The sequence below is a fragment of the Marinobacter sediminum genome, from assembly GCF_016820575.1.
Lineage (GTDB): Bacteria > Pseudomonadota > Gammaproteobacteria > Pseudomonadales > Oleiphilaceae > Marinobacter > Marinobacter sediminum.
The window spans coordinates 1,271,802-1,298,474 of sequence record NZ_JAEMQH010000001.1 but is presented as its reverse complement, the minus strand read 5'-3'; the positions used below and the strand labels follow the sequence as shown (position 1 = coordinate 1,298,474).

28 protein-coding genes are annotated in these 26,673 nt (G+C 58.0%); 19 read left to right on the top strand and 9 right to left on the bottom strand.

Annotation, left to right across the window (positions count from 1 at the left end; genetic code table 11):
* The first annotated feature begins 135 nt into the window (after positions 1-135).
* Positions 136-951 (top strand): ion transporter, encoded by an 816-nt coding sequence (locus FGO67_RS05760; RefSeq protein WP_203299715.1) that lies wholly within the window; start codon positions 136-138, stop codon positions 949-951.
* A 40-nt stretch (positions 952-991) separates the two neighbouring features.
* Here the strand turns inward: FGO67_RS05760 and FGO67_RS05755 are convergent, their stop codons facing one another.
* The 4 genes from FGO67_RS05755 to FGO67_RS05740 form a co-directional block, all read right to left on the bottom strand.
* Positions 992-1,684 carry a c-type cytochrome gene (locus FGO67_RS05755; RefSeq protein ID WP_203299714.1) on the bottom strand — a complete coding sequence of 231 codons (693 nt, stop codon included), beginning with the start codon at positions 1,682-1,684 and terminating at the stop codon, positions 992-994.
* Between the two features lie 53 nt (positions 1,685-1,737).
* The gene (locus tag FGO67_RS05750; protein WP_203299713.1) at positions 1,738-2,487 is read right to left on the bottom strand and encodes a copper resistance protein B; all 750 of its coding nucleotides are present in this window, start codon (positions 2,485-2,487) and stop codon (positions 1,738-1,740) included.
* The gene (locus tag FGO67_RS05745) at positions 2,484-4,229 is read right to left on the bottom strand and encodes a copper resistance system multicopper oxidase (protein WP_203299712.1); all 1,746 of its coding nucleotides are present in this window, start codon (positions 4,227-4,229) and stop codon (positions 2,484-2,486) included. The genes FGO67_RS05750 and FGO67_RS05745 overlap by 4 nt, the downstream gene beginning before the upstream one ends.
* A gap of 86 nt (positions 4,230-4,315) precedes the next feature.
* Entirely contained in the window at positions 4,316-4,849 is a 534-nt protein-coding gene (locus tag FGO67_RS05740; protein WP_203299711.1) for a cupredoxin domain-containing protein, read from the bottom strand.
* Between the two features lie 200 nt (positions 4,850-5,049).
* On the opposite strand from FGO67_RS05740, the gene FGO67_RS05735 reads away from it, so the two are divergent.
* From FGO67_RS05735 to fabB, 4 genes are all read left to right on the top strand, one after another.
* A complete protein-coding gene (locus FGO67_RS05735) occupies positions 5,050-5,715 on the top strand; it encodes a response regulator transcription factor (protein ID WP_203299710.1) in 666 nt (221 codons plus the stop codon).
* Entirely contained in the window at positions 5,702-7,045 is a 1,344-nt protein-coding gene (locus tag FGO67_RS05730) for an ATP-binding protein (RefSeq protein ID WP_203299976.1), read from the top strand. The genes FGO67_RS05735 and FGO67_RS05730 overlap by 14 nt, the downstream gene beginning before the upstream one ends.
* 193 nt (positions 7,046-7,238) lie before the next feature.
* Positions 7,239-7,748: a bifunctional 3-hydroxydecanoyl-ACP dehydratase/trans-2-decenoyl-ACP isomerase gene (gene fabA / locus FGO67_RS05725; protein ID WP_041339271.1), complete on the top strand. Its 510-nt coding sequence runs from the start codon at positions 7,239-7,241 to the stop codon at positions 7,746-7,748.
* An 11-nt stretch (positions 7,749-7,759) separates the two neighbouring features.
* A complete protein-coding gene (gene fabB, locus FGO67_RS05720) occupies positions 7,760-8,971 on the top strand; it encodes a beta-ketoacyl-ACP synthase I (protein ID WP_203299709.1) in 1,212 nt (403 codons plus the stop codon).
* A gap of 3 nt (positions 8,972-8,974) precedes the next feature.
* Here the strand turns inward: fabB and FGO67_RS05715 are convergent, their stop codons facing one another.
* A complete protein-coding gene (locus FGO67_RS05715; RefSeq protein WP_203299708.1) occupies positions 8,975-9,331 on the bottom strand; it encodes a helix-turn-helix transcriptional regulator in 357 nt (118 codons plus the stop codon).
* 271 nt (positions 9,332-9,602) lie between these two features.
* On the opposite strand from FGO67_RS05715, the gene FGO67_RS05710 reads away from it, so the two are divergent.
* The 8 genes from FGO67_RS05710 (at position 9,603) to FGO67_RS05675 (ending at position 16,709) form a co-directional block, all read left to right on the top strand.
* Entirely contained in the window at positions 9,603-10,049 is a 447-nt protein-coding gene (locus tag FGO67_RS05710; protein ID WP_203299707.1) for a hypothetical protein, read from the top strand.
* Between the two features lie 371 nt (positions 10,050-10,420).
* On the top strand, positions 10,421-11,869 hold the full coding sequence (gene sufB, locus FGO67_RS05705; RefSeq protein ID WP_203299706.1) for a Fe-S cluster assembly protein SufB: 1,449 nt from the start codon (positions 10,421-10,423) through the stop codon (positions 11,867-11,869).
* Positions 11,870-11,935: 66 nt separating this feature from the next.
* Entirely contained in the window at positions 11,936-12,721 is a 786-nt protein-coding gene (gene sufC, locus FGO67_RS05700; RefSeq protein WP_203299705.1) for a Fe-S cluster assembly ATPase SufC, read from the top strand.
* A gap of 12 nt (positions 12,722-12,733) precedes the next feature.
* Positions 12,734-14,020 carry a Fe-S cluster assembly protein SufD gene (sufD, locus tag FGO67_RS05695; protein ID WP_203299704.1) on the top strand — a complete coding sequence of 429 codons (1,287 nt, stop codon included), beginning with the start codon at positions 12,734-12,736 and terminating at the stop codon, positions 14,018-14,020.
* A gap of 6 nt (positions 14,021-14,026) precedes the next feature.
* Positions 14,027-15,280, top strand: a complete 1,254-nt coding sequence (locus tag FGO67_RS05690) for an aminotransferase class V-fold PLP-dependent enzyme (RefSeq protein WP_203299703.1) — start codon at positions 14,027-14,029, stop codon at positions 15,278-15,280.
* Between the two features lie 13 nt (positions 15,281-15,293).
* Positions 15,294-15,647, top strand: a complete 354-nt coding sequence (locus FGO67_RS05685; RefSeq protein ID WP_203299702.1) for a HesB/IscA family protein — start codon at positions 15,294-15,296, stop codon at positions 15,645-15,647.
* 58 nt (positions 15,648-15,705) lie between these two features.
* Entirely contained in the window at positions 15,706-16,248 is a 543-nt protein-coding gene (gene sufT, locus FGO67_RS05680; protein ID WP_041339252.1) for a putative Fe-S cluster assembly protein SufT, read from the top strand.
* Positions 16,248-16,709 (top strand): SufE family protein, encoded by a 462-nt coding sequence (locus FGO67_RS05675; RefSeq protein ID WP_203299701.1) that lies wholly within the window; start codon positions 16,248-16,250, stop codon positions 16,707-16,709. The genes sufT and FGO67_RS05675 overlap by 1 nt, the downstream gene beginning before the upstream one ends.
* Before the next feature lie 72 nt (positions 16,710-16,781).
* On the opposite strand, the gene FGO67_RS05670 is transcribed toward FGO67_RS05675, so the two are convergent.
* Positions 16,782-17,978 carry a flagellar assembly protein T N-terminal domain-containing protein gene (locus FGO67_RS05670; protein WP_203299700.1) on the bottom strand — a complete coding sequence of 399 codons (1,197 nt, stop codon included), beginning with the start codon at positions 17,976-17,978 and terminating at the stop codon, positions 16,782-16,784.
* A 30-nt stretch (positions 17,979-18,008) separates the two neighbouring features.
* A complete protein-coding gene (locus FGO67_RS05665; protein ID WP_203299699.1) occupies positions 18,009-18,545 on the bottom strand; it encodes an LPP20 family lipoprotein in 537 nt (178 codons plus the stop codon).
* A 252-nt stretch (positions 18,546-18,797) separates the two neighbouring features.
* Between FGO67_RS05665 and traF the strand changes: the two genes are divergently transcribed.
* The 5 genes from traF (at position 18,798) to trmL (ending at position 23,843) form a co-directional block, all read left to right on the top strand.
* Entirely contained in the window at positions 18,798-20,066 is a 1,269-nt protein-coding gene (traF, locus tag FGO67_RS05660) for a conjugal transfer protein TraF (RefSeq protein ID WP_203299698.1), read from the top strand.
* Between the two features lie 118 nt (positions 20,067-20,184).
* Positions 20,185-21,306 (top strand): tRNA nucleotidyltransferase/poly(A) polymerase-related protein, encoded by a 1,122-nt coding sequence (locus FGO67_RS05655; protein WP_203299697.1) that lies wholly within the window; start codon positions 20,185-20,187, stop codon positions 21,304-21,306.
* An 18-nt stretch (positions 21,307-21,324) separates the two neighbouring features.
* On the top strand, positions 21,325-22,071 hold the full coding sequence (locus FGO67_RS05650; protein ID WP_203299696.1) for a pteridine reductase: 747 nt from the start codon (positions 21,325-21,327) through the stop codon (positions 22,069-22,071).
* A gap of 123 nt (positions 22,072-22,194) precedes the next feature.
* Positions 22,195-23,373: an acetyl-CoA C-acetyltransferase gene (locus tag FGO67_RS05645; RefSeq protein WP_203299695.1), complete on the top strand. Its 1,179-nt coding sequence runs from the start codon at positions 22,195-22,197 to the stop codon at positions 23,371-23,373.
* A 5-nt stretch (positions 23,374-23,378) separates the two neighbouring features.
* Positions 23,379-23,843 carry a tRNA (uridine(34)/cytosine(34)/5-carboxymethylaminomethyluridine(34)-2'-O)-methyltransferase TrmL gene (gene trmL, locus FGO67_RS05640; RefSeq protein WP_203299694.1) on the top strand — a complete coding sequence of 155 codons (465 nt, stop codon included), beginning with the start codon at positions 23,379-23,381 and terminating at the stop codon, positions 23,841-23,843.
* Between the two features lie 63 nt (positions 23,844-23,906).
* On the opposite strand, the gene secB is transcribed toward trmL, so the two are convergent.
* Together secB and FGO67_RS05630 are read right to left on the bottom strand one after the other, a co-directional pair.
* Positions 23,907-24,410 carry a protein-export chaperone SecB gene (secB, locus tag FGO67_RS05635; RefSeq protein WP_203299693.1) on the bottom strand — a complete coding sequence of 168 codons (504 nt, stop codon included), beginning with the start codon at positions 24,408-24,410 and terminating at the stop codon, positions 23,907-23,909.
* Positions 24,411-24,562: 152 nt separating this feature from the next.
* The gene (locus FGO67_RS05630) at positions 24,563-24,979 is read right to left on the bottom strand and encodes a rhodanese-like domain-containing protein (RefSeq protein ID WP_041339235.1); all 417 of its coding nucleotides are present in this window, start codon (positions 24,977-24,979) and stop codon (positions 24,563-24,565) included.
* Between the two features lie 141 nt (positions 24,980-25,120).
* Here FGO67_RS05630 and gpmM point away from each other — a divergent pair, with 141 nt between their 5' ends.
* Positions 25,121-26,668, top strand: a complete 1,548-nt coding sequence (gpmM, locus tag FGO67_RS05625; RefSeq protein WP_203299692.1) for a 2,3-bisphosphoglycerate-independent phosphoglycerate mutase — start codon at positions 25,121-25,123, stop codon at positions 26,666-26,668.
* Positions 26,669-26,673: the final 5 nt, after the last annotated feature.

Sequence of the window (26,673 nt, the reverse complement as noted above, 5' to 3'; positions counted from 1 at the left end):
TCACTGAATAAGCAAGACTTATTGCCCTTGATACCTTAGCGGTTGCCGGGCCGGTCCCGCCTTCAGGCTATCCAATCCCGCCGCCGCCCTTTAGAATTCCGCCCTTTCGTAAATCATCTGGAGTCGATGTCAGCCATGTCATCCGAATTAAGCCCCTCCTCGGCGTCCGAGCACCTGCGCCGGATTGAGTCCAGCAAGCTGTTTCAGGGCATTGTCATTGCCATCATCATCTTGTCGGCGCTGACCATCGGAGCCAAGACCTACGACTTGCCACCATTTGTGGAGCAAGCCCTGACCGGGATGGACAACGCCATCACTGCATTCTTCCTGATCGAGATTCTCTTTCGCTTCGCCGCCTGCCCGGCCAAACGTCGGTTTTTGATGGACGGCTGGAACCTGTTCGACACCATCGTGGTGATCGGCAGCCTGATCCCGCTCGACAATTCTGACGCGGTGTTGCTGGGCCGTTTGCTGCGGGTATTCCGGGTCCTGCGCCTGGTGTCAGTGGTGCCGGAGTTGCGCTTCCTGATCAATTCGTTGCTGAAGGCGATTCCGCGCATGGGCTACATCGCCCTGCTGATGTTCATCATCTTCTACATCTACGCCGCCATGGGTTCGATCTTTTTCGCCAAGGTTGACCCGGACCTGTGGGGCGACGTGGCCATTGCCATGCTGACGTTGTTCCGGGTGGCCACTTTCGAAGACTGGACCGACGTCATGTACGCCACCATGGAGTCCTACCCGCTCAGTTGGCTGTACTACCTGACCTTCATTTTCCTGACGGCGTTCGTGTTCCTGAACATGATGATCGGTGCGATTCTGGAAGTGATGAGCGAAGAGCAGAATGCCCAGGAGGCCCAGAAGGCACACGATGAGCGGGACGAAATCGTTAAGCAGCTGCATAACGTCCAGCGGAAGCTCGACGAACTGACAGCGAAAATAGAGCGGTAGACGAGCCTTGAGAGACAGCGGAATTAGGTTTTAACGCTGTTCAATGCGTGTGGCCATCCGAGTAATGGTCGTCGACTTTCGGCTCACTCGCCGTTTTCGGATCTTCGTCACTGTGGTGGCCTGGCTCGCCGTGTGGGGATTCGCCATGCGATGATGCCCCTCCAGCCATCATGCCGTCCATATTGCCATGGTCATGATCATGGCCGTCGTCCGCCTTGGCCTGCATACCCGGTTCAGGCTGAATCAGGCGAGTGTATTCCGCCACTGAGAGGCTTGGCAGGCGCTGGATAAATGCCGTGATTTCCCACAGGTCCTCATCGTCATGAGTGACGCCCCACGCGGGCATCCCCGTCATTTTTATGCCGTTCTTAATAACCCAAAACTGCTCGGCCGGCCCGAAGTGCCCCGCTTCCGCCAATGACGGTGGCGTTGGGTTCAAGCCTTGCCGAAGCAGCGTATCCTCCAAGCCTGGTTTCAAGTGGCAGGCAACGCAAAGCTGGTCATAGGCGCGGGCGCCCTGGCGAATCATCTCTTCGCTGGCCAGATTACTCGGCACCTCGACCTCTGAGACCCTCGCTTCCACCGAGTTTTTCATCGTGGTGTGAAGCGCCCACTTGCCCAAAGGGCTGTGCTCTTCCATCGCCGTGACGTTGTAGATGCCACTGTGAATGAAAGCGAAACCGCTCACTGCCAGCACGACACCCGCGATAACAATGCTGTACAAGATGCGCATTTTTCACCTCCCCCTGGTTCTATTTAAATTATTTAACAGCGCAGTGCGAGCCATCAAAATGAAAGCCGGGCACCAACCACCGCAAACCAGCTTTCAGCATCGCCGCCCGCTGCTCTTACAAAGTCCTCTGAGTCCCCGTATGTGCGCTCATGAACCACGCCGATATAAGGAGAGAAGGATCGGTCGATCAGGTCATAACTTAACCTTAGCCCGGTTTCAGTGGACACCAAGCCCTTGCCGACCCCGATTTCTCGATCTTCACTAAAGGCCACCGTCGCATCAAGCGCAGCTGCAAGAATCAACCGATTGGTCAGCAAGAGCTCGTACTCAGCGTCCAGCTCGGCTGAGGCATCGCCTTTCTCGCTGACGTAAAGACTGGCGTCAATTTCAACCCATTGAGGGGCAAGCCCCGAGATCCCAACAACGGCGTAAGTGCGGTCGGGCCCTTCTGGCGTATCAAACCGTACTCCGGCCTTGGCATCAAAGAAGTCAGATATTGGCACTTGGCCAACCAGCTGATTTTCCAGCTTTTCATAAGCCTGCTCGTCGATGGCGTACTCACCTGTTGTGAGCCAGCGAAGCTTCAGATCGTCGGTGCCATAGAAGACATCCCCGCTCCAGGTGCCCAGCTCTTCGTCATCGTCGCTGTAGCGGTATTCAAACTCTTCAAACTGAGCCCCCCAGACCTTGAGTGGCATTTTTCGTGCGGTGGTGTCCTCCATCCGTTCCTGGGCGGAAGCCACTGTTGGAATGCCCCCCCAGCCCAACAAAACGATCGCAGTCAGTGAGATCCAACGACTCATGCTTCACCTCCCGCTTGCCCGACATCTCCTTCAGCAGCCTGGGTGCTCTCCGGGCCGCCCTCAACAATAACCTTGCGAAACATACCGGCCGCCGCATGGTAGGAAAGATGGCAATGGAAAGCCCACTGACCAGGCTCATCCACCTCGGTTTCCATATAAACCGTCGTACCCGGCTGAACACTGATGGTGTGCTTGACTGGGTTCAACTGACCCGCGCCAACATCCAGCATCGACCACATGCCGTGCAGGTGCATGGGATGCGTCATCATCGTCTCATTAACGAATTTGAACCGAACCCGTTCACCGTACTGCAGCCGAATCGGGTCCGCATCCTCATATTTAACGCCGTTGATACTCCAGGTGTAGCGCTCCATATTGCCCGTCAGACGCAGCTCAATCTCCCGAGTGGCTTCGCGTTCTTCGTACAGAGGCTTTTGCGCTTTCAGATCAGCATAAGACAGGAACTTGCCGCCATTGGCTGCCGTTGGAATCAGGCCACTGCCCTCGGCATAGAAAGGATCGCTGGCGCCACCCGCCGTCATCTCCGAGCCGTGGCCCATCGCTGAGTGATCCATGCCTTTCATGCCTGAATGATCCATTCCCTTCATGCCTGAATGGTCCATGTCCTTCATGTCGGAATGATCCATTTCGCCCATAGTGGAATGGTCCATGCCTGCCATGTCGCCGTGATCCATCCCGTGCATTCCGCCCATATCGGCCATGGTCAAGCGTGCCGGATCGCGCAGTTTCGGCACTGCCGCCTCCATGCCTTCCTTCGGCGCCAACGTTGCCCTCGCGTAGCCGGAGCGCCCCATGGACTCAGCAAAAATCGTATAGGCCTTCTCGTCCCTGGGCCTCACAATGACATCGTAGGTTTCCGCCACACCGATTCGAAACTCATCCACACTGACGGGTTGAACATTGTTTCCGTCTGCTTGAACGACGGTCATATCCAGGCCAGGTATCCGAACATCGAAATAGGTCATGGCTGACGAGTTGATAAAACGCAGGCGAATCCGCTCGCCCGGCTGAAACAGTCCCGTCCAATTCTGCTCTGGCCCCTTGCCATTAATCAGGCCGGTAAAGCCCTGCAGATCTTCGACATCGGCTTTCATCATGCGCATGCCACCCCAGGCCAGGCGATCCTTAACGGTCGTCATGAAGCCTTGGTCGGAAACGTCTGAAAAGAATTCGCCCACCGTTTGCTGCTCACGGTTGTAATAGTCCGGCATCATTTTCAGATTGCGCATGATGCGATCACCCGAGTGCGGGTGTTTGTCGGTTAGCTGGACCACGTATTCACGGTCATACCGGAAGGGTTCACGCCCTTCAGGCTCGATGACAATGGCACCGTAAGCGCCATCGGGTTCCTGGAAACCCGAATGACTGTGGAACCAGTAGGTGCCCGATTGGGTAATAGGGAAGTTGTAGGTGAAGGTTTCCCCTGGCTTGATGCCCGGAAAGCTGATACCCGGCACACCGTCCTGCTCGAACGGAAGGATCAACCCGTGCCAATGGATGGACGTCATCTCATCCAGATTGTTGGTCACATTGATTGAAACGTTCTCACCTTCCTTGAAGCGGAGAACCGGCCCGGGGGATGCGCCGTTATAACCAATACCCGTTTTCACAAAGTCCCCGGTGTCAATTTCGACTCGGTCAACCGTCAGATTGTATTCTCCCGCCACCCCCATCGTGGGCAGCAGCAGGCTTAAGGCACCTGCCAGAAAGGCCGTCTTCATGGACATTTACTCCCAACCACTCAAAGTTCGTGCTACCGCCCGAGAAGCCAGCGCGCAACTGGCTCCCCGCACCCGGTAACGGCAAATCAGTTAACGTTCACATCGCCGTACATGCCAGCCTGATAATGGCCCGGAACGTTGCAGGCAAACTCAAGATCGCCCGCACCCGTGAACGTCCACACGACCTCCCTGCTGTCGCCTGGTTCCAGCAACACACTGTTCGGGTCGTCCTGCTTCATGGAGTGGCCGCCCCCCATATCCATCTCCATCATGGCGTGATTCAGCGCACCGCCCTGGATGACGCCGTGCTCCACCAGCATCTTCATTTCCACCTGCCGGGCCTCATGCATGTCCGGCGTACCAACATTGAACTCATGCACCAGGCTGCCTTTGTTCGATACCACAAAGCGCACGGTTTCACCTGCTTTGACGTCAATGGACTCAGGCTCGAAATAATTATCATGCATGTCGATGTTTATGGTGCGGCTGACTGCAGAAGCCTTACCCGGCTCGCCTCCGGACCAACCATGCCCGTGGCCGCTGTGGTGGGAATCCGCGCCCATGGCGGACAGCGAAAGCGACATAGCCAGTGTCGCTAAGGCGAATCTTGATGCACTCATCAGCACGTCTCCAGTGAAATGACCCAAAAGAAAAAATGGCTGCTTGCTCGGTACACGAGCGCCCAGCGGGTACGATAGGTACCATCGCTCATCAACCTGAATCCTTTCTGAAAATGACGAATAATTAACTGTTCAGGCTGAATTCAGATTAATCGGTGACACTCACGGCGATACGGACTTTATTGGGAAGGAAGTAATCGATGAGATTATTGTTGGTCGAGGATGATCGTTTGCTGGCTGACGGCCTCTCTGGCCAACTGGAGAAGGCGGGCTTCAGCGTAGACACCACGCGAACGGCCAGAGAAGCGATGGCTCTGGGCCAGCAAGAAGACTATCGCGTTGGCATTCTGGACTTGGGGCTGCCAGACGGAAACGGCTTGGACGTGCTACGGCAGTGGCGAATGAACGGCGCAAATTTCCCGGTTCTGATACTCACTGCACGGGGCGACTGGCAAGATAAGGTGAACGGCTTGAAAGCAGGTGCCGACGACTACCTCGCCAAACCATTTCAGACCGAAGAACTGATCGCCAGACTGAACGCCATCGTGCGGCGAAGTGAAGGACGAGTGCAGTCCTCGGTAAAAGCAGGTCGCTTTGAACTGGACGAAAATCGCCAAACCCTGAAAATGGACGACGGTGCAGAGCACAGCCTGACCGGCACCGAGTTCCGTCTACTCCGTTGTTTAATGAGCCGCCCCGGCCAGGTTTTTTCCAAAGAACAGCTTATGGAACAGCTCTATAACCTGAACGAGAGCCCGAGTGACAATGTCATCGAGGCCTATATCCGCCGCCTGCGGAAACTGGTGGGCGCTAGCACCATCGCAACGCGACGCGGCCAGGGATATCTGTTTGATGACACTCTTTAGAAAACCCACATCAATCAAAGGAACACTTCTCGCCCTCTTGCTTCCGTCAGGCATCCTCCTGATGGCCATCGCCTGGCTGGTGCACGGTTTGCTGCTTGAGCGAATGTCCCGGGACTTCGTCGAAAGCCGCTTGAAAGACGAAGTTGCCTTTCTGGAACACCAGATTCGCGAATCGGACGGCAAGATACGCAATCTCCAGACGGGTGACTATTTCCAGGAAGTTTTTCACCACGCCTTCGCCATTCAATCTCCGACTCAAACCCTGGTCTCACCGCAATCCTGGGCGGCGCTGCTCGGCCCGCTGCTTGAGCCAGGCCAGCCGGGAACAGTTAGAGTCCGAAACAGCAAAATCCTAAACGCGCCCTCCGACATACTGGCGTTCCGGAAATCTTTCCAGGTAGCTGGTGAACGTCTCGTGGTCATTGTTGCGGAAGACATGGCCGCGTTGCACGACAGTCAGGCGGAGCTGCATGCCTGGACCGCAATCGTGTCTCTCTTGCTGATTATGTTACTTGTGGGAGTGATTTGGGTCGCAATCACACTCTCAATGCGGCCTATCGGTTCACTCCAGGCTGCACTGAAACAGCTACAAACCGGAGAGGTAACGCGAATTAACGTGCGAGCCCCTGAGGAATTTCGCCCCCTCGTGCAACAACTCAACCAGGTCCTCGATTCACTGGATCAAAGACTCGAACGTTCCCGTGATGCACTCGCTAATCTTTCCCATAGCGTTAAAACGCCCATTGCTGCGGTCAGGCAGGTCCTCGAAGACACCTCCCGAACACTTGATGATGATCTGAGACAAGAGATGGGATCCCGACTTGGCAATCTCGACAAACAACTTGAAGCCGAAATGCGCCGCAGCCGGTTTGCCGGTCCTCAGGCCGGAAAAAGCTCAAGACCCGTTGATCAAGCCAGAGACCTGCTGTGGATGCTTGGGCGTTTGTACCCTGAGAAATCGTTTGAGCTATCCACTGAATTGACGGAAGAAACCCACTGGCCCATCGAACAGCACGACCTCAACGAAATTCTCGGCAATCTTTTGGATAACGCTGGCAAATGGTCCGCCCACTGTGTCGAACTATCGTTAAGGGATGACCAGGGGAGGATGGTGATCGCCGTCAGCGACGACGGACCAGGAGTCGCCGAAGAGTCGTTAAGCAAACTCGGAAAACGTGGATTAAGGCTGGACGAACAGATATCGGGCCATGGCCTCGGACTGGCTATCGTTAACGATATCGTCGGTCGGTACGGCGGAAACCTGATCATTGAGCGAAACAAGGGCCATGGCCTCTCTGCGATCGTCGAGCTCAGTGCTCAGCTTCTTTAAGCTCACCAAACTTCCAGCACCACTCCGTTCTAGCTTGACCGCAAAACCGGGCTTACAAATTTCCGACGAATTATCCTGAAACCTTATGTGAAATATCGGCTGCACCGGCAAACATCCACTAAAGGTCAATAGCTCATTGCCAGATACGCGCTACAGTATTAGTAAATCATTCTGTAACAGAGACACTGGCACTATGAACCCGGATCATTTTGATAAAGAAGACCTGATCAAATGCGGGCATGGCAAGCTCTTCCCGGGCTCCATGCGCCTGCCCATCGACGAAATGCTGATGGTCGACCGCATTACCCACATCGCTCTCGACGACGGTGCGTATGGCAAAGGCAGCCTGGTCGCTGAGCTCGACATTAACCCGGACCTGTGGTTCTTCAAAGTTCACTTTGTCGATGACCCGGTCATGCCCGGTTGCCTGGGCCTGGATGCCATGTGGCAGCTGGTTGGCTTCTTGCTGGCGTGGAATGGCGGCGAAGGCAAAGGCCGGGCCCTGGGTGCGGGTGAAGTGAAGTTCACTGGCCAGGTACTCCCGACGGCCAAGAAAGTCACCTACCGTCTCGATATCAAAAGACTGATCAATCGCAAGCTCACCATGGCCATCGCGGATGGCAGCATGGAAGTGGACGGAAGAGAGATCTACACCGCCAAAGACCTTCGGGTTGGCATGTTCTCTTCCACCGATGATTTTTAGGAGTTAACAAGATGCGTCGTGTTGTTATCACCGGCATGGGAATTGTTTCCAGCCTTGGCACCAATCAGAAAGAAGTCACCGAGTCTCTGCGGGATTCCCGCCCAGGCATCGGATTCAGTGAGGAAGCCAGGGACAATGGCCTGCGTAGCCACGTGTGCGGCCAGATCAACCTCAACCTGGCTGAGCTGATCGATCGAAAACTCTTTCGATTCATGTGCCCGGCCTCCGGTTATACCTACCTGGCCACCCGCGAAGCCATCGAACAGGCCGGCTTGAGTGAAGAGCAGATCAAGGCCAACACCACCGGTGCTATTTTCGGCACTGGCGGCGCCTCGACTGTGGAACTGCTGGATGCCATCGATACCCATCGCGAAAAAGGCATTCGCCGGGTCGGTCCGTACCGGGTTCCGCGCACCATGGGCAGCTCCATCAACGCTTCGATCTCTACTGCCTTTGGCATCACCGGCGTTAACTACGGCATCACCTCAGCCTGTGCCACCAGTGCGCACGCTATCGGCCATGCCGCAGACCTGATCGCCCTGGGCCGCCAGGACATCATGCTGGCCGGCGGCGGTGAAGACATTCACTGGAGCCTGAGCCTGCTGTTTGACGCCATGGGCGCGTTGTCCACCAAGTACAACGACACCCCGGAACTGGCGTCCCGCACCTATGACGCGGATCGCGATGGCTTTGTCATTTCCGGCGGCGGCGGAACCCTGGTTCTGGAAGCTCTCGAGCACGCGGAAGCCCGTGGCGCCACCATACTGGGTGAACTGGTTGGCTTTGGCGCAACTTCAGACGGCGCCGACATGGTCGCCCCCAGCGGCGAAGGCGCTATCCGCTGCATGCAGCAGGCCATGAAGAATGTTGACGGCGAGATCAGCTACATCAACACGCACGGCACCAGCACCCCGGCCGGTGATGTCACCGAACTCAAGGCTCTGAAAGAAACCTTCGGTGACAAGATTCCACCGCTGAGTTCAACCAAGCCTCTGTGCGGTCACGCGCTGGGTGCTGCCGGCGTGCATGAGGCGATCTACAGCCTGATCATGCAGCGCGAAGGCTTCATTGCACCGTCTGCCAACATTCAGAATCTGGATGAAGGCGCCGAGGGCTACCCGATCGTGCGGGAGCGTATGGACAACCAGAACCTGGATCTGGTGATGAGTAACAGCTTCGGCTTTGGCGGCACCAACGCCACACTGATTTTCAAGAAGGTATAACCTTCAGGAAAATCTGACCGAGCGGTATTCAGCCGGCGACGTGCCCATCCAGCGCTTGAAGGCCCGGCTGAATGCACTCAACTCAGAGAAGCCAAGCTGCTCGGCGATTTCGACCAGCGGCTTGGTTTTATCCTGCATGTAGTTCAACGCCTGGGTACGCCGGACATCTTCCAGCAGGCGCGCGAAGGTCAGCCCTTCCCGCTTCAGTTTCTTGTGCAGGGTATAGCGGCTCATGTGCAGCTGGGACGCCACCGCCTCGACACCTACCTTGCCACGGGCAAGCTGGGTGCTGATCAGCAGACTGACACGGGCACTCAAATTTACCCGCACTCCTTCCCGGCTCAGAGATTCTGACGCCATGGACATTCCCTCCTAGTATCCAACGGGGTCGATAGACCACCCCAGTCAGCGTACACGCGTTCGCTGAAAGGAATCAATTAGACCTTTTAGCCATGCCCCGAGGTTAGACGCTACCTGTTTCAGACACATTTCATGACCGCCCAACGATCTCCTTGCCCGGCCAGAACTGGACTACACTCACAAAAGCAGCTTTGCAGCCTGCATTGGTCGACGGAATGACTGCCCGGCGCACCAGGCCCCTGATCACAGTTAGCCATGGGAGACCTGTCACGTGCACGCCAAACTACCTCTTTTTGCCCTGCCCTGGCTGGCAGCCGCCAGCTTCATAATCAGCGCGGAGAGCCTCACCAGCCGAGAGGACATTCGGCAGCAGACCGGCGCGTTCATGGACATGATCGCCAGCGGGCGCACCATAGCCGCCTACAACAGCGTTCGCCCGGTGCTGACAGGCCCCAGCGACAGCCATGACAACGCCGCCAAAGAGGCGGCGACCTACTTGCAGCAACTCCGGCAGAGCATCGGAGAACCGGTTGGCAGTTCCCGAGTGCAAACCGAGATCATTGCCGATGATTTCACCCGGGAGACTTGGCTGCAAAAATTCGAGAGCGCCGCTCTGGCCTGGCAATTTACCTACTACCAGGCCGGCGGCAATGGCTGGCAACTGATGGACATTCGCTACTCCACCAATCTCGATGATCTGTACCGAACCAGCGAATAGCCATTGGTCTAACGATGCCCCTCCTGAATACGCTTTAAGGCCGTCTCTATTACCGCGATTAGCACTGCCTTGGTGCCCGGCGCCCCGATTACGGTATAATTCCGACTCGATCATTTTAATACCTGACTATTTTACTCTGGTATTGTATAATCGCTCGCCAGAAGCAACGGGTTTTGCCGGTTTTTCTACTGATTTTTCAACACCCGGCCTTCACGACCCGTCATCCAAAAATCGATTGCAGGGCGTATTCAAGGAACGAACGACCACTGCAACACCCAAACTGATGACATACGACCGGCGCCGAGACACCTCGGATCGTCGGCACACCAAGGGCGCAGACGCCCGAGATGAGAGAATACGGAGCGACCACCATGGCGACCACCGACAAAGAGGTGAACGAGCTAATCAAACGGGAATACGAACACGGGTTCGTAACCGATATTGAAGCCGACACCTTTGAGCCTGGACTGAATGAAGACGTTATCGCCCGCCTTTCCGGGATCAAGAAAGAGCCGGAGTGGATGCTGGAGTGGCGTCTGAAGGCGTATCGTCGCTGGCTCGAGATGGAAGAGCCGGATTGGGCCCACGTTGGTTACCCAAAAATCGACTACAACTCAATTTCCTACTACTCCGCTCCCAAGCGCAAAGAAGACATGCCCCAGAGCCTGGATGAAGTGGATCCGGAGCTGCTGAAGACCTATGAAAAGCTGGGCATTCCCCTGCACGAGCGTGAAAAGCTGGCAGGCGTGGCGGTAGACGCGGTGTTTGACTCAGTGTCCGTGGCCACCACGTTCAAAGAGCCTCTGGCGAAAGCGGGCGTTATCTTCTGCTCCATTTCAGAAGCGATTCAGGACTACCCGGAGCTGGTCAAAAAGTACCTTGGCTCAGTGGTTCCGGCGGGCGACAACTTCTTCGCTGGCCTGAACTCCGCGGTCTTTTCCGACGGCACCTTCGTGTACGTGCCCAAAGGCGTTCGCTGCCCGATGGAACTGTCGACCTACTTCCGCATCAACGCGGCCAATACCGGCCAGTTTGAGCGCACTTTGATCATTGCCGAAGACAGCAGCTACGTCAGCTACCTTGAAGGTTGCACCGCGCCCATGCGGGACGAGAACCAGCTGCACGCCGCAGTGGTTGAGCTGGTAGCGTTGGACGACGCCCAGATCAAGTACTCCACGGTGCAGAACTGGTATCCGGGCGACGAAGAAGGCAAAGGCGGCATCTTCAACTTTGTCACCAAGCGCGGCGCCTGCATCGGCAAAAACTCCAAGATTTCCTGGACCCAGGTCGAGACCGGTTCTGCCGTGACCTGGAAGTACCCGAGCTGCGTGTTGCGTGGCGAAAACAGCGTGGGTGAGTTCTACTCCGTCGCGCTGACCAACAACTACCAGCAGGCTGACACCGGCACCAAGATGATCCACATGGGCAAGAACACGTCCAGCACCATCATCTCCAAGGGTATTTCTGCCGGCAAAAGCTCTAACGCCTACCGTGGCCTGGTTAAATTCGGCCCGGGTGCTGAAGGTGCGCGCAACTTTACCCAGTGCGATTCGCTGCTGATCGGCGACCGCTGTGGCGCCCACACCTTCCCGTACATCGAAAGCAAGAACAAGTCCGCCATCGTGGAACACGAGGCCACCACCTCTAAGGTGAGCGACGAGCAGATGTTCCTCTGCCGTCAGCGCGGCATCGAACCCGAGCAGGCCGTCTCCATGATCGTCAACGGCTTCTGCAAAGAGGTTTTCAAGGAACTCCCGATGGAGTTCGCGGTGGAAGCCGGCAAGCTGCTGGAAGTCAGCCTTGAAGGCTCGGTCGGTTAACGGCAGCGCGAGACCCGGACACGTTTAAACGAATTCATACAGATTAACGAAGAGAGAACGCCACAAATGCTGAGCATCAAAAACCTGCACGCATCCGTTGAGGACAAGGAAATCCTCAAAGGCATCAACCTGGAGATCAAAGCCGGGGAAGTTCACGCCATCATGGGGCCGAACGGCTCCGGCAAGAGCACTCTGTCTCAGGTGCTGGCAGGCAACGAAGCATTTGAAGTCACCAGCGGCGAGATCACCCTGAATGGTGAGAACCTGTTGGACCTGGAAACCGAAGAGCGCGCCCGCGAAGGCATCTTCCTGGCCTTCCAGTACCCGGTGGAAATCCCCGGCGTCAGCAACCTGCAGTTCCTGCGCACCGCGGTGAACGCCATGCGCACCCACCGCGGCGAGCCGGAAATGAACGCAGCGGAATTCATGAAGCTGGCCAAGGAAGTTTCCAAGCAGGTCGACCTTGACCCCGCTTTCCTGAAGCGCGGCGTGAACGAAGGCTTCTCCGGCGGCGAAAAGAAGCGCAACGAGATCATGCAGGCGCTGCTGCTGCAGCCGAAGCTGGCGATTCTGGACGAAACCGATTCCGGCCTCGACATTGACGCCCTGCAAGTCGTTTCCAATGGCGTTAACGCTCTGCGTGCCGAAGACCGTGCCATTCTGATGGTGACTCACTACCAGCGCCTGCTGAACCACATTGTGCCGGATTACGTGCACGTGCTGGCCGGTGGCAAGATCGTTAAATCCGGTGGCCGTGAGTTGGCCCTGGAGCTGGAAGAACGCGGCTACGGCTGGCTCGGCATCAAGGATGAAGAAACTGCCGACAGTTCAGCTAACGGTTCTGGCAACTAAGGAGCTCGCGGAATGAAACCAGCACCCACTCTTTCCAGCGCGTTTTTGCATCCGGTCGGGCATTCCCTGCCGGAGCCGCTGGTGGCACTGCGCAAGCAACGGGGCACGGCCCTGGTCGACATGCCACTGCCCACGCGCAAAACGGAAAACTGGAAGTACTCCAGTAAGTTCCTGAAGCTAACCGACGAGATGGCTAACGCCCTGCCCGCCGATGGCAAGACTGGCAGCAGCCTGGCGGTGCCCGGTTACAAGGTGGCGTTCCTGAACGGGGTCATGATCCCGGAAGCCAGCGAGTACCCGGACCTGGATGGCATCACCATCCAGAGCTTTGACGACCTCAGTGACGACGAAGCCGCTGAGCTGGCCGATCGCCTGGACAGCACCCTGGACAACAACGCCGTGCAGATGGCGCGCCTGAACTCGGCACGTTTCGAAGATGGCCTGCTGATCCGATTGTCACCGGACGCCGTGCTCGACCAGCCGCTATTTATCGTGCACGAAGTAACTGCAGACGCCAGCGGGTCGGCGTTCCCGCGTATTTATGTGGATGCGGGCCGGCACAGTCAGATCACCCTGGTGGAAGAGTACATTTCCAGCGGTTCTGAGCCGGTGATGGTCAACACCGTGTCCGAATTCACCCTGGCCGATGGCGCCAACGTCACCAGCATTCGCCTGAACATGGAAGGCGAGAACGTCCAGCACATCGGTGCTACCGGTGTCCGCCAGCAGCGCAGCTCCCGCTTTGAGAGCCACTGCGTCGGCTTTGGCGGCCCGCTGCGTCGGCACGACCTGCAGGTTCGCCTGGAAGGCGAAGGTGCCGAGTGCAAACTGAACGGCGTGGTGGTCACCCAGGGCAAGCAGCATTACGACAATCACACCACGATTGAGCATATCGCGGCCCACTGCAACAGCGAGGAAACCTACCGCAATATTGCGGCGGATCAGTCCCACGCGATCTTTAATGGCCGGATTCATATTCACCAGGACGCCCAGAAGTCCAATGCGGATATGAACAACAAGAACCTGCTGCTGTCCAACGGTGCAGAGATAGATACCAAGCCGGAACTGGAAATCTATGCCGATGACGTTAAATGCGCCCACGGCGCCACCATCGGCCAGTTAGACGAAGCGTCCCTGTTCTACCTGGTATCCCGCGGTATCGCCCGGCGTGAAGCCAATGTCCTGCTGACCATGGCCTTTATTAACGAGCTGGTCGAACAGATTCCGGTTGCAGCGGTGCGCGAAACCGCGCAAACGCGGCTGAACCAGTTCTTCGACCAGACCTTCGAGGAGGCGTAACCGGTTATGACCGACTTGTCCGTGGCGAATGCAGCAAAACAATCGGCTTTCGATGTGGAAGCCGTACGCCGGGACTTTCCGATCCTGTCACAGCAGGTCAACGGCAAGCCCCTGGTGTATCTGGATAACGGCGCTTCGGCCCAGAAGCCGATTGCCGTTCTTGACGCCATGGATCGGTATTACCGGGAACTTCACTCCAACGTGCATCGGGGCGCCCATACCCTGGCTGACCGTGCCACCACGGCGTTCGAGAATGCCCGCGAAACCGTTCGCGGCTTCCTGAATGCCGAGAGCACCCGGGAAATCATCTGGACCCGTGGCACCACCGAGGCCATCAATCTGGTCGCCAACGGCCTGGCCGGTCGACTGCAGCCGGGTGACGAAATCCTGGTCAGCCACATGGAACACCACGCCAACATCGTGCCGTGGCAGATGATTGCCGAGCGCACCGGCGCCAAGGTGGTTCCGATTCAGGTGACTCCGGAGGGCGAGCTCGACCTCGACTCCTTCAACAGCTTGTTGAACGAGCGCACCCGCATCTTCGCGATCACCCACGTTTCCAACGTGCTGGGCACGGTAAACCCGATTACTGCGCTGATTGAGCAGGCCAAGGCCAAGGGTGTACTCACTCTGGTGGATGGCGCCCAGGCGGTGCCGCACTACCAGCCGGATGTGCAGGCCCTGGACTGCGATTTTTACGTGTTCTCGTCCCACAAGCTGTTCGGCCCGACCGGGATCGGCGTGCTGTATGGCAAGGCCCAGCTGCTGGAGGAAATGCCTCCGTACCAGGGCGGTGGCGAGATGATCGAGCGGGTGTCGTTCGAGCGTACCACCTGGAACACCCTGCCCTACAAGTTTGAGGCTGGAACCCCAGCCATTGCCGAGGCCATTGGCCTGGGCGCGGCCATCGACTACCTGGGCCGCCTGGACCGACAGGGCATGGAAAAAGCCGAAAATGCGCTGCTCGAACGGGCCAACCAGCTGATCGAGACCGTTCCGGGCATGGAAATCATTGGTACCGCCAAGCAAAAAGTACCGGTGATGTCCTTTAAAATTGCCGGTTTGCACCCCAGTGATGTGGGTACGCTATTGGATCAGCAGGGCATCGCGATCCGCACCGGACACCATTGCGCCATGCCGCTGATGGATTTTTATGGAGTACCCGGCACTGCCCGGGCCTCCTTTGCGTTCTACAATACGTTGGATGAGGTCGAACAATTGTTCGCCGCCCTGCAGAAGATCCAACGCCTGTTTGCCTGATGGAGGTGGAATTATGACAGCCGAAGTCTTCACCCCGACCGTCGCCGTCACCATGACGCCGACTGCGGTTAAACACGTGCGCAAACAATTGGATAAAAAGCCGGAGGCCAAAGGCATTCGGCTCGCCATCAAGAAAAGCGGTTGCTCCGGCTTCAAGTATGAAACCCAGTGGGTCGACGAAGTGGCAACCGATGACAAGATTTTTCACATTGATGGCGTCGATGTGTTTGTGAAAGAGGAGCACCTGCCCCTGGTCAACGGAATCGAGATTGATTTTGTTACCGAGGGTGTCAACTCCCTGTTCCAGTTCCGCAACCCGAACGCCACTGCCGAGTGCGGTTGCGGAGAAAGTTTCACCGTTGCCTGAGCCGGGTTAGCCGGGCGTTTTCAGGCACAACACAGTTAACAGCGAGGCCAGTCTGGGCATGCAAGAACGGGAAGTGGTCCTGACCAAACGCGAGGTGGAAGCCCGCCTTGTTCCCGCCGGAACCGAGATCATGATTCCGTCGGACACCTTTGTGACCATCACGCAGTCGCTGGGTGGCAGCTTCACCGTCGCCGTCAACGGCAACCTCGCCCGCATCGAAGGTCACAACGCCGACGCTCTGGGGAAGAAACCGCTGGAAAGCAGCTTCGACACCCCAGAAGACGGCACCATCAATGAAAACCAGGTATGGGAAGCCCTGCAAAACTGCTACGACCCGGAGATACCGGTCGATGTGGTCAACCTGGGGCTGATCTACGAGTGCAAGATTGAAAACGGCACCGAGGCAGGCAACCACGTCTTCATCAAGATGACCCTCACCGCCGCAGGCTGCGGCATGGGTCCGGTTATCTGTGATGACGTCCAGACCAAGGTCGAGCATGTACCCAACGTCGACAAAGTCACGGTGGAGCTGACCTTCGATCCGCCCTGGAGCAATGACATGCTGACAGACGAAGCCAAGCTCGAACTGGGAATGCTGTAATGACTGCTACCGAACAAGACTTCAAGAACAACCCACTGGGCACCGAAACCACCGTCGACGACGTAACCGATGCCTTTGAGTTTCTGGACGATTGGGAAGAGCGCTACGCCTACATCATCGATCTGGGCAAGCAGCTGCCGGCCTTCCCGGACGAGGGCCGGGTGGAAGAAAACTATGTTCACGGCTGCCAGAGCCAGGTCTGGCTGATTCATTATTACGATGAAGCCAGCGGAAAGCTGTTCCTGCTGATCGATTCCGACGCGATGATTGTGCGCGGCCTGGCGGCGATCATCCTGGTGGCCCTGAACGGCAAGTCACCCCGGGAACTGCTAACCACCGACATCGACGAACTGTTCGAAAGCCTGGACCTGTTCCGCCACATCTCGCCTACGCGTGGCAATGGTCTGCGCGCCATGGTCGGAAAAATACGCGATATAGCCGCTGCCGAAGCGGCGGCCTGAGTCCCGGATTAACTACTTAGCACGATCTTCCCTCGCCCGGCACCCGCCGGGCGTTTGCTTTCCAGCACTACCTCACCAGATGATCGCAATGTCGTCCCGCTGGATATTCACCTGCCCGCCAAACTGGGGCATGCGACCATTACTGAAATCCGGATGAACATTATTCAGGGTGACCGAGAGCCGGGTATCCATGAGCTCCGGGGTACCACCGAGGGAATCCAGGTACTGGGCGCTGCGGTACAGATTCAGTTGGTCACCCGGGCGCAGACCGGCGGTTGCACCGGAGGCTAGGGTCACCCTATTGCCGTCAACACGGGTAATTCGAGTCATGAACGGCTGACACGCCAGAGCGCTGGTTACCGCGTCTGCCATCTCATCCAGAGTTGAGGTAACCGACTGCCCGTAGGCCGTCTGTTTAAACCCTTCCGAACCAAAACCATCCGAGGCACCGGGCCCGGCGTTCCACTCTGCTGACGTGGCAAAGCGCTGCTGGTACACCGGCGAGCCACTGAAACCATCGTAAATCATCAAGTCGACCGCAAAGCGTCGATTCTGATCGACAGCACCAATACCTCGCTGCATCCGATCCAGAACGGAGGTGCCCCAGGCCGAAGGATCGGCCACACCCAGGTCGCGGATGACACCGGTGACCACGAACTGGGCTCCCAGCTCGCGGGCGACCTGAACCACGTTGGTCAGGCTATTATCGTTTTGTTGCTGGGTCGGGGCGTTGAGCAGGTCATCAAACAGGCGAGTGGTGGTGGCGCCCAGCACCTGCAGGCGTCCACTTGCGCGCAATCTGGCCTGAAGCTGCTGCGGCAAGATCTCGCCGGCATCGTCCAGACGCCCGATGCGGGCCTGATCCGGGTAGAGCAGCGGGAAGCCGGTTACGGCCACGCGCTTTCTCAATCGTGCTGCCTCACCGACACTGCAGCTGCCCTGCCCCGCCGACATCTCGGCGCGGACCGTGACCCGCAGCAGGTTGCCACTGCGGTACTCATCCACCACGCGGGCATTGTGGGCCCGGGCATTGGCCGCAACCTGCATGTGGGATTCGGTAACGACACCATTCTCCATGGTGTCCCGGGTGCTGACCCGCGCTTCGTATTGCAGGGCAAGGTCACGCAATGCCGCCTGCCGGGCCTCGGCCCGGGCCGCCTCCAGATCACCATTGTGGATGGTGCCATGGCCGACACCCTCCAGCACAACGGCCTGGGCGAGGCTCGCAAAGCCCAGCAAGACCACCAAGAGAACGCGCCTAACTGTCATGAACCCATCCTTCAAACTCATCACCGGCGATTAATCCAGGTAGTACAGGGAGTCCACTCCCCGGCTCTGAACATCGCCTACGCTGTCGTTGTATCGCGGCATCGGGATCGGGCACAGATCCTGAACCTGATCATCAGCGACTTTCGATACGCAGGCGCGGAACCGTGGTTCCAGCTTCAACTCCATCACTGTCTCAACAACCCCGTCACTGTGCTCGTTGACCGCCACCATCTTGGCACCCCGAATGTAACTGTCGACGTAGGTGCGGAAGTTGTCGTTGTTGAGCACGAAATCGTTGACCGTGGAGCTGCCGTAAATCACCGTGCCATACACCCGTTCGGCCAGATTGCGGTAGGCATCCAGCTGGGAGGCGCGCCGTGCCAGCAGCCGCTTGCGGGTGTTGAGACGATCCTTGGCGGAGTCTTCATAGGTGCCAAAGCCGCTGACCCGAACAGTGATCGGCTCCAGCTGGGTGTCACGCTGGCCGGTGTCCTGATGGCCGCCAATCGGGGCGCACGCGGCAAGGGCCAGGACAAGAATAGAAACGGCTATCCAGCGAAGGTTCATGATTTACTCTCCGAAAACATCATTTCGGCATTCCCATGAAAAATTCACGCCAGTTTTTATAACCCGCTGATAACCCTCACTCCCAATCGAACTACCACCCTACACCCGCTTCAAAAGCGGCAATAAACTGCCTCCGTTTACAGATTAAAAACAAACCGTTACTGCATCTGTCATGTTCCGGCCAGAGAACTGCTCTAACCTGCTGTATATCGCACTTTTCCTGTTTTTTACGCTTTAAAGGACACCGTCTTAATGAACACCATTCGTCTGACCAAACTGTCTGTGGCCATTGGCCTGTCCATTGCCACCGCGTCCGCACTGGCCAGCCCGCAACAATTTCAGTCGGCCCGATCCTTTGCTATGGGTGGCACCGGCGTGGCCATCGCCCACCCCGCAGACGCCGCCGCCAAAAACCCGGCCATGATGGCCGCGGATCAGCATGAGTGGTCAGATGATTTCGGCCTGATACTGCCCTCGGTCAATGCGCGCTTCGCGGACGAAGAGGAGACCGGTGACCAGATTGACGATATTCAGGACACCATCGACCGATTCGAAGAGCTGGACAAGACTTCAAATCCTGGCGAAGCACGCCAAACGGCCGCCGATCTTCGGCGCCAGCTCAATGAATTCGACAAAGACACCGTGCGGGTAGATGTAGGGCTGGGCCTCGCACTGGCCCTACCCACCGACTCAGTTTCAGTCGGCTTCTTCACCAATGGCCGCCTGCGTGCTGCCGCCCGAGGTGAATTCGACGAAGACGACGATCAGTTCCTGGAAGACCTTGAGACCGCGAACGTAGCTGAACTGACGGCCGCCGACCTGGATCGGGACCTGGAATCCCGCGCTCGCATCCTGGCCTCGTCCGTTGCCGAAGTAGGCCTCTCGCTGGCCACCTCTATCGAGCTGGCCGACGAGTCGAAGCTGCAACTGGGCGTATCCCCTAAGTATGTTCAGCTACGCACCTTTCAATACACCGAAACCGTTGCCGGTTTTGAAGACGACGACTACGACAGCGACGAATACGAGACCAACAAGAGCGGCTTCAACCTGGACCTTGGCGCGGCCTACGTCTTCGGCTCAAGAGACCAGTGGAACGCCGGCCTTGCAGTGAAGAACCTCATTCCCATGGAGCTGGACTCAGCCGTCAGCTCTGACCCGAGAAAGAACGAACAAGAATACACGCTAGAAATCGATCCAATGGTAACAGCGGGTATTGCTCACCGAAGCAACCACCACGTCGTTACCGCTGAACTGGACCTTACCAAGCGAAAGGCCTTCGGCTATGGCGATGACACCCAGTGGCTGGCTCTGGGTGCCGAATTCGATGCCTGGCGTTACGCCCAGCTGCGAGTCGGTGTTCGCCACAACCTGGCCAGCAATGACGACAATGACGGCATTGAAGAGAAGACCCAATATACCGCAGGCCTCGGTGTGAACCTGGCAGGCATACGGATGGACCTGGGTGTTCTGGTCAGCGACACCGACAAAGGTGCAGCCCTGGAATTCGGCACCGCGTTCTAAGCTCGCAGCCGATCCCTCAAAAGCCCGCCCGGCACCGACCGGCCGGGCTTTTTTTGCCTCTGGAGAGCCGGTCGCGGATAATTCGCGAAATCCCTTATACAGAGGAACGAATCCCTTCATGCAAATCTATCTGGTTGGCGGCGCCGTGCGCGACGAACTGCTTGGTCTTGAGATCAAGGATCGGGACTGGGTCGTGGTCGGCGCAACCCCCGACGACATGCTCAAACAGGGATACAAACAAGTCGGAGCCGATTTTCCGGTCTTCCTCCATCCGGGATCCCGTGAGGAATACGCCCTGGCCCGTACCGAACGCAAACAAGGCCGCGGCTATCACGGCTTCGAAGTGTACAGCGCCCCCGATGTCACGTTGGAAGACGACCTGAAACGCCGTGACCTCACCATCAATGCAATGGCCCGGGATGAACAGGGGCTCATCGTCGATCCGTTCAACGGTCAGCAGGATCTGGAAGCCCGTGTGTTGCGACACGTGTCCGAAGCCTTTGCCGAAGACCCATTGCGTATTCTCCGAACCGCCCGCTTTGCCGCTCGCTTTCAGCCCCAGGGGTTCCGGGTCTGCAATCAGACCATGGCCCTGATGCGAACCATGGTGGCCGAGGGCGAAGTGGATCACCTGGTGGCCGAGCGGGTCTGGCAGGAAATTCAGCGGGCGCTGGAGGAGCACGAACCCCGCGCTTTTTTCGAGGTGCTGCGCGATACCGGTGCTCTCGCGATCCTGATTCCGGAACTGGTCCCCGACCAGGCATTTACTGCTGCCATGACGGCACTGCATTGCGTCCACCAACAGGATGGCAGCATTGAGGAGCGTTTTGCGGCACTGATATCGCCGCTGCCAGATCACCAATCCGGTCCTCGTATCCAGGCCCTGAAAGCGCCCAACGACTGCAAGAATCTGGCACTACTGGTGGCCGCCGTGTTACCTGCGCTGACCCGCAGTGGCGAGCAAAAGGCACCTGCGCTGAGCGCCGACGAGCTTTACGCGGTGCTGGACACTGCCGATCTGTGGCGACGCCCTGAGCGTTTCTCGTTGCTGCTGAACGTCCTGGCCTGCATCCTCGAGCCGGCCGATCAGGAGATTGTCCACACCCTGCAACGAGCCGCCAACTCAGCCTCCGGAGTGGAACCCAAGGCTCTGATGGCCCAAGGTTTTACGGGCCGCGTCCTGGGGGAAGCCATTCGCCAGGAACGCTTGAGGCGTATTCAGCAGGCCATCACCTCGTAAACAACCCAAGGAGCTTTCATGGCCGACACTGCCCCCGTCGCCCTGGTTACCGGTGCAGCCCATCGTCTGGGAGCGAAAACCGCGCAGACCCTGCACGCTCGCGGCTGGAACCTGATCATTCATTACCGCAGCCAGCAACAAAAGGCTGAAGCTTTGGCCGGTGACCTGAATCAGACAAGGCATGGTTCTGCCGTCACCCTGCAGGCTGACCTGAGCAATCTGGCAGAAGTTAAGCAGCTGGCCGAGCAATCGGTTGCCCTGTGGGGCAGGCTGGACGGCTTGGTAAACAATGCCTCCGTGTTCTACCCCAACCCAACGGAGCAGGCCACGGCTCAGGATTGGGACAACATCCTGAACACCAACCTGCGCGCGCCCTTCTTCCTGCTCCAGGCCTGCCTGCCGGCACTGCGAGACTCCGCCGGCGGAGTCGTCAACCTGATCGACATCTACAGCGAACGCCCATTACCCCATCACCCGCTGTACTGCGCCAGCAAAGCGGGCCTGGCGGCCCTGACCAGATCCTGGGCCAAGGATCTGGCACCCTCGGTGCGAGTCAACGGGGTGTCGCCCGGCGCTATCCTGTGGCCGGAAGGCGAGGCCGAGCTGGACCGCAGTCACCAGCAGGCCATTCTGGAGAAGACCCCGCTGGCGCGGACCGGCACCCCCGAGGATATCGCCGGTGCCATTGCCTTTCTGCTGTGCGATGCGCCGTTCATTACCGGTCAGATCCTGCCCGTCGACGGTGGGCGCAGCCTGAACATGTAACAGCCCTCGGGTCAGGCCGCGCCGCTTTGGCCGCCTGACGCTTTCCGGATACAATGCCATCAGTTGTCCATTCCATCGGCGCCGATCCAAAGTCGGTCCGCGCCCATCAATCGGAGAATCCCCATGCGTGATGTCGTCATCGTTGCCGCCAAACGAACAGCCATTGGCACCTTTGGAGGCGGCCTGTCCAGCCTTCGCGCCGACCAGCTCGGTACGGCCGTGATCAAGGCCATCCTGGAAGAAACCGGGGTTGCCGGTGACCAGATCAATGAGGTGGTGCTGGGCCAGGTTCTGGCCGCCGGTTGTGGCCAGAACCCGGCTCGGCAGTCGTCCATCAACGCCGGCATTCCCGCGTCGGTACCTGCCATGACCATCAACAAGGTCTGTGGCTCCGGCCTGAAAGCCGTACACATGGCGGTCCAGGCCATTCGCTGCGGCGATGCCGAACTGATGATTGCCGGTGGCCAGGAGAGCATGAGCCAGGCGCCCCATGTGCTGCCCAACAGCCGCAATGGCCAGCGCATGGGCAACTGGTCAATGATCGACACCATGATCACCGACGGCCTGTGGGACGCCTTCAATGACTACCACATGGGCGTAACTGCAGAGAACATCGTTGAAAAGTACGGCATCAGCCGGGAAGAGCAGGACGAATTTGCCGCCGCATCCCAGCAGAAGGCGGTAGCAGCACGTGAAGCGGGTTATTTCGATGGCCAGATCGTGCCGGTATCGATTCCCCAGCGTAAGGGCGACCCGATTGTGGTCAACAAGGACGAAGGTCCCCGGGATGGCGTCACCGGCGAGGGCCTGGGCAAGCTCCGGCCGGCGTTCAAGAAAGACGGTACCGTCACCGCAGGCAACGCTTCCTCCCTGAACGATGGTGCCGCTGCGGTCATGGTGTGCAGCGCCGAGAAAGCCAAGGAGCTGGGCCTTACCCCGCTCGCCACCATCAAGGCCCACGCCAACGCTGGCGTGGATCCGACCATCATGGGCACCGGCCCGATCCCCGCCAGCCAGCGCTGCCTGAAGCTGGCCGGCTGGAGTGTCGAGGATCTGGACCTAGTCGAAGCCAACGAGGCTTTTGCCGCCCAGGCCATCTCCGTTAACCGCGACCTGGGCTGGGACACCAGCAAGGTCAACGTCAACGGCGGTGCCATTGCCCTGGGCCACCCGATTGGCGCCTCCGGCTGTCGCATTCTGGTGTCCCTGCTGCATGAAATGGTGCGCCGCGATGCCCACAAGGGCCTGGCGACCCTGTGCATCGGCGGTGGCATGGGTGTTGCGCTGGCCGTGGAGCGCTGAGTTGCATGCTGAACGTGGTGCTGTACGAGCCGGAAATACCGCCGAACACCGGCAATATTATCCGGCTTTGCGCCAACACCGGCTGCCAGCTGCATCTGATTGAACCCCTGGGGTTCAGCCTTGAGGATAAGCAGATGCGCCGGGCCGGGCTCGATTACAGCGAGTACGCCCGGGTGAAAGTGCATTCAAGCTATGACGCCTTTCTGGAGGCCGAACGCCCTGAACGGCTGTTCGGCCTGACCACCAAAGGCAGCCAGCACTATCACGAAATCCGCTACCAGGCGGGCGATTACCTGATGTTCGGCCCCGAAACCCGGGGCCTGCCTGCTGAAGTGCGGGACGCGCTCGCAGCCGACTGCCGCCTGCGGGTGCCCATGCGCCCGGAAAGCCGCAGCCTGAATCTGTCCAACACCGCCGCTCTGGTGGTGTACGAAGCCTGGCGCCAGCTCGGTTTCGACGGCGCAACCTGACGCCTACCTTCAGGCACAAAAAAACCGGCCATTGGCCGGTTTTTTATTCACCAAGCGACGCCGTTAGTGGGTCTGCGGCTCTTCCTTGGCTTCCGATGCACCTTCTTCCTGCTTGCGCTTGAGCGCCTGGGCGTAGATCGCATCGAAGTTGACCGGCGCCAGCATCAGGGCTGGGAAGCTGCCCTTGTTAACCACGCCGTCAATCGCTTCGCGGGCGTACGGGAAAAGGATAGTTGGGCAGTAAGCACCCAACATCTGGCCCAGCTGACCACCCTCAATGCCCTGGACCATAAATACGCCGGCCTGCTGGATTTCAACAATGTAAGCGACCTTCTCACCCATCTTGGCGGTAACAGTCAGGGACAGCACAACTTCGTACTGGTTGTCGCTGACCTTGCTGTGGGAGGTGTTCAGATCCAGATTTACCTCCGGCTTCCACTGCTCCTGAAACACCAGCGGAGAATTCGGCGATTCAAAAGACAGGTCCTTCACATAGATGCGCTGAAGGGCAAATTGGGGTTGGTTCTGGTTTTCGCTGCCTGCTGCGGCTTGCTCATTCTCAGCCATGTTCAGTCCTTTCGCTCTTAATCATGGGCTCAAGGCCCGTTGTTATAAAAAGTTATGAAGTGTGCTGCCGGAACAGTTTACTGCGTGCCCTTGCCGGCTTATGTGAAACAGTGCGGCAGATTGCGGTTCAGATCAATAGCCGGTCGCTGCTCTTACTTTTTCACCAGCGGCAGGTTGCTGGCTTTCCAGTCAGCGACGCCGCCATTGAGGCGAACCACATTGGCAAAACCTTCAGCGTTCAGCTGCTTTACCGCCATGGCCGAGTGCTGGCCCATCTTGTCGGCGACAATAATCTGCTTTTCCTTGAACTTGTTCAATTCCGCCGCACGGCTCTTGAGGCTGTTCAGGGGAATGTTCACCGAACCGGTAATGCGGCCTTCGCCGAATTCCTTGCGATCCCGGATGTCCACCACCACGGCCTCATCCTTGTTGATCAGGCTGACTGCGCCCTGGGCTGAGATTTTTGCACCACCCCGACGGGACTCAAGCACCAGGATGGCCAGTAAAAAGGCCACAAAAAGCGACACCAGAATGTAGTGGTTTATAACGAATTCAAACAAGCGGTCCATGGATTCACCCTGCAAATAATTTGGCCGGATTATACACACACAGGGGCAGTCACAGAAGGCGGCTGACATGGCTTGTGCGAATGAAAACGGTTAGAATCTGCACTCCCTTTTACTTACATTTCCAACTAATCGGATGAAGTGATGACCGCGACGCGCAAGCCGACTGCCTTGATTATCCTGGATGGCTGGGGCCACCGTGACCCAGCGGAAGACAACGCCATCAGCAACGCCAACACCCCGTTCTGGGACCAGCTTTGGCAAAACCAGCCAAAAACCCTGATCAATACCTCCGGCATGTTTGTTGGCCTGCCACAGGGCCAGATGGGCAACTCGGAAGTCGGCCACATGAACCTGGGTGCCGGCCGGGTGGTTTATCAGAGCCTGACGCGCATCGATAAAGATCTGGAAACCGGCGATTTCCAGAAGAACGAGGTTCTGTGCACAGCCATTGATAAGGCCGTTAGCGGCGGTCGCGCGGTTCATCTGATGGGTTTGCTGTCGCCCGGTGGCGTCCACAGTCACGAAGATCACATCATTGCAGCGGCGGAACTGGCTGCCGCCCGAGGCGCTAAAGAAGTCTACATTCACGCCTTCCTGGACGGCCGCGACATGCCGCCGCGCAGCGCCAAGGCATCGCTGGAAAAAACCGCCGCCAAGCTCGACAGCCTGGGCGTTGGCCGGATTGCCTCCCTGGTCGGCCGTTACTACGCCATGGACCGGGATAATCGTTGGGACCGAGTGGAAGCCGCCTACAACCTGATGACCCAGGGCACCGCCGAATTCAACGCCGCAGACCCGATCATTGGCCTGGAGCAGGCGTACGAGCGTGGCGAGAACGACGAATTCGTGAAGCCAACCCGCATCCATGCCGCTGGCCAGCCTGAAGGCACCATTAACGATGGCGACAGTGTGATTTTCATGAACTTCCGTGCGGACCGCGCCCGGGAAATGACCCGCACCTTTGTCGAAACCGACTTTGATGGCTTCGATCGTCGCAAGCACCCGGAACTGGCTGACTTCGTGATGCTGACCGAATACGCCGCCGACATTGATACCAGCTGCGCCTACCCACCTGAGCAACTGGTCAATGGCCTGGGTGAATACGCCGCAAACCAGGGCAAAACCCAGCTGCGCATCTCCGAAACCGAAAAGTACGCCCACGTCACCTTCTTCTTCAATGGTGGCCTGGAAACACCGTTCGAAGGCGAAGATCGCATTCTGGTGCCCTCACCCAAGGTCGCCACTTACGACCTGCAGCCGGAAATGAGCGCCCCGGAAGTGACCGACAAGCTGGTCGAGGCTATCAAGAGCGGCAAATACGACCTGGTTGTCTGCAACTACGCCAACGGTGACATGGTTGGACATACGGGCAAACTCGATGCTGCCATCAAGGCCGCCGAATGCCTGGACGAGTGCGTAAAGCGTGTGGTTGAAGCCCTCGACGAAGTCGGTGGCGAAGCCCTGATTACCGCTGACCATGGCAACTGCGAACAGATGACCGACCCGGAATCCGGCCAGGTCCACACCGCCCACACCATCGGTCCGGTACCGCTGATTTACACCGGTTCACGCCAGGTATCGCTGCTGGATGATGGCAGCCTGAGCGATGTCGCCCCCACCCTGCTGGCCCTGATGGGGCTGGAGCAACCGAAGGAAATGACCGGACACAGCCTGGTCAAAATCGGTTGAGAGTA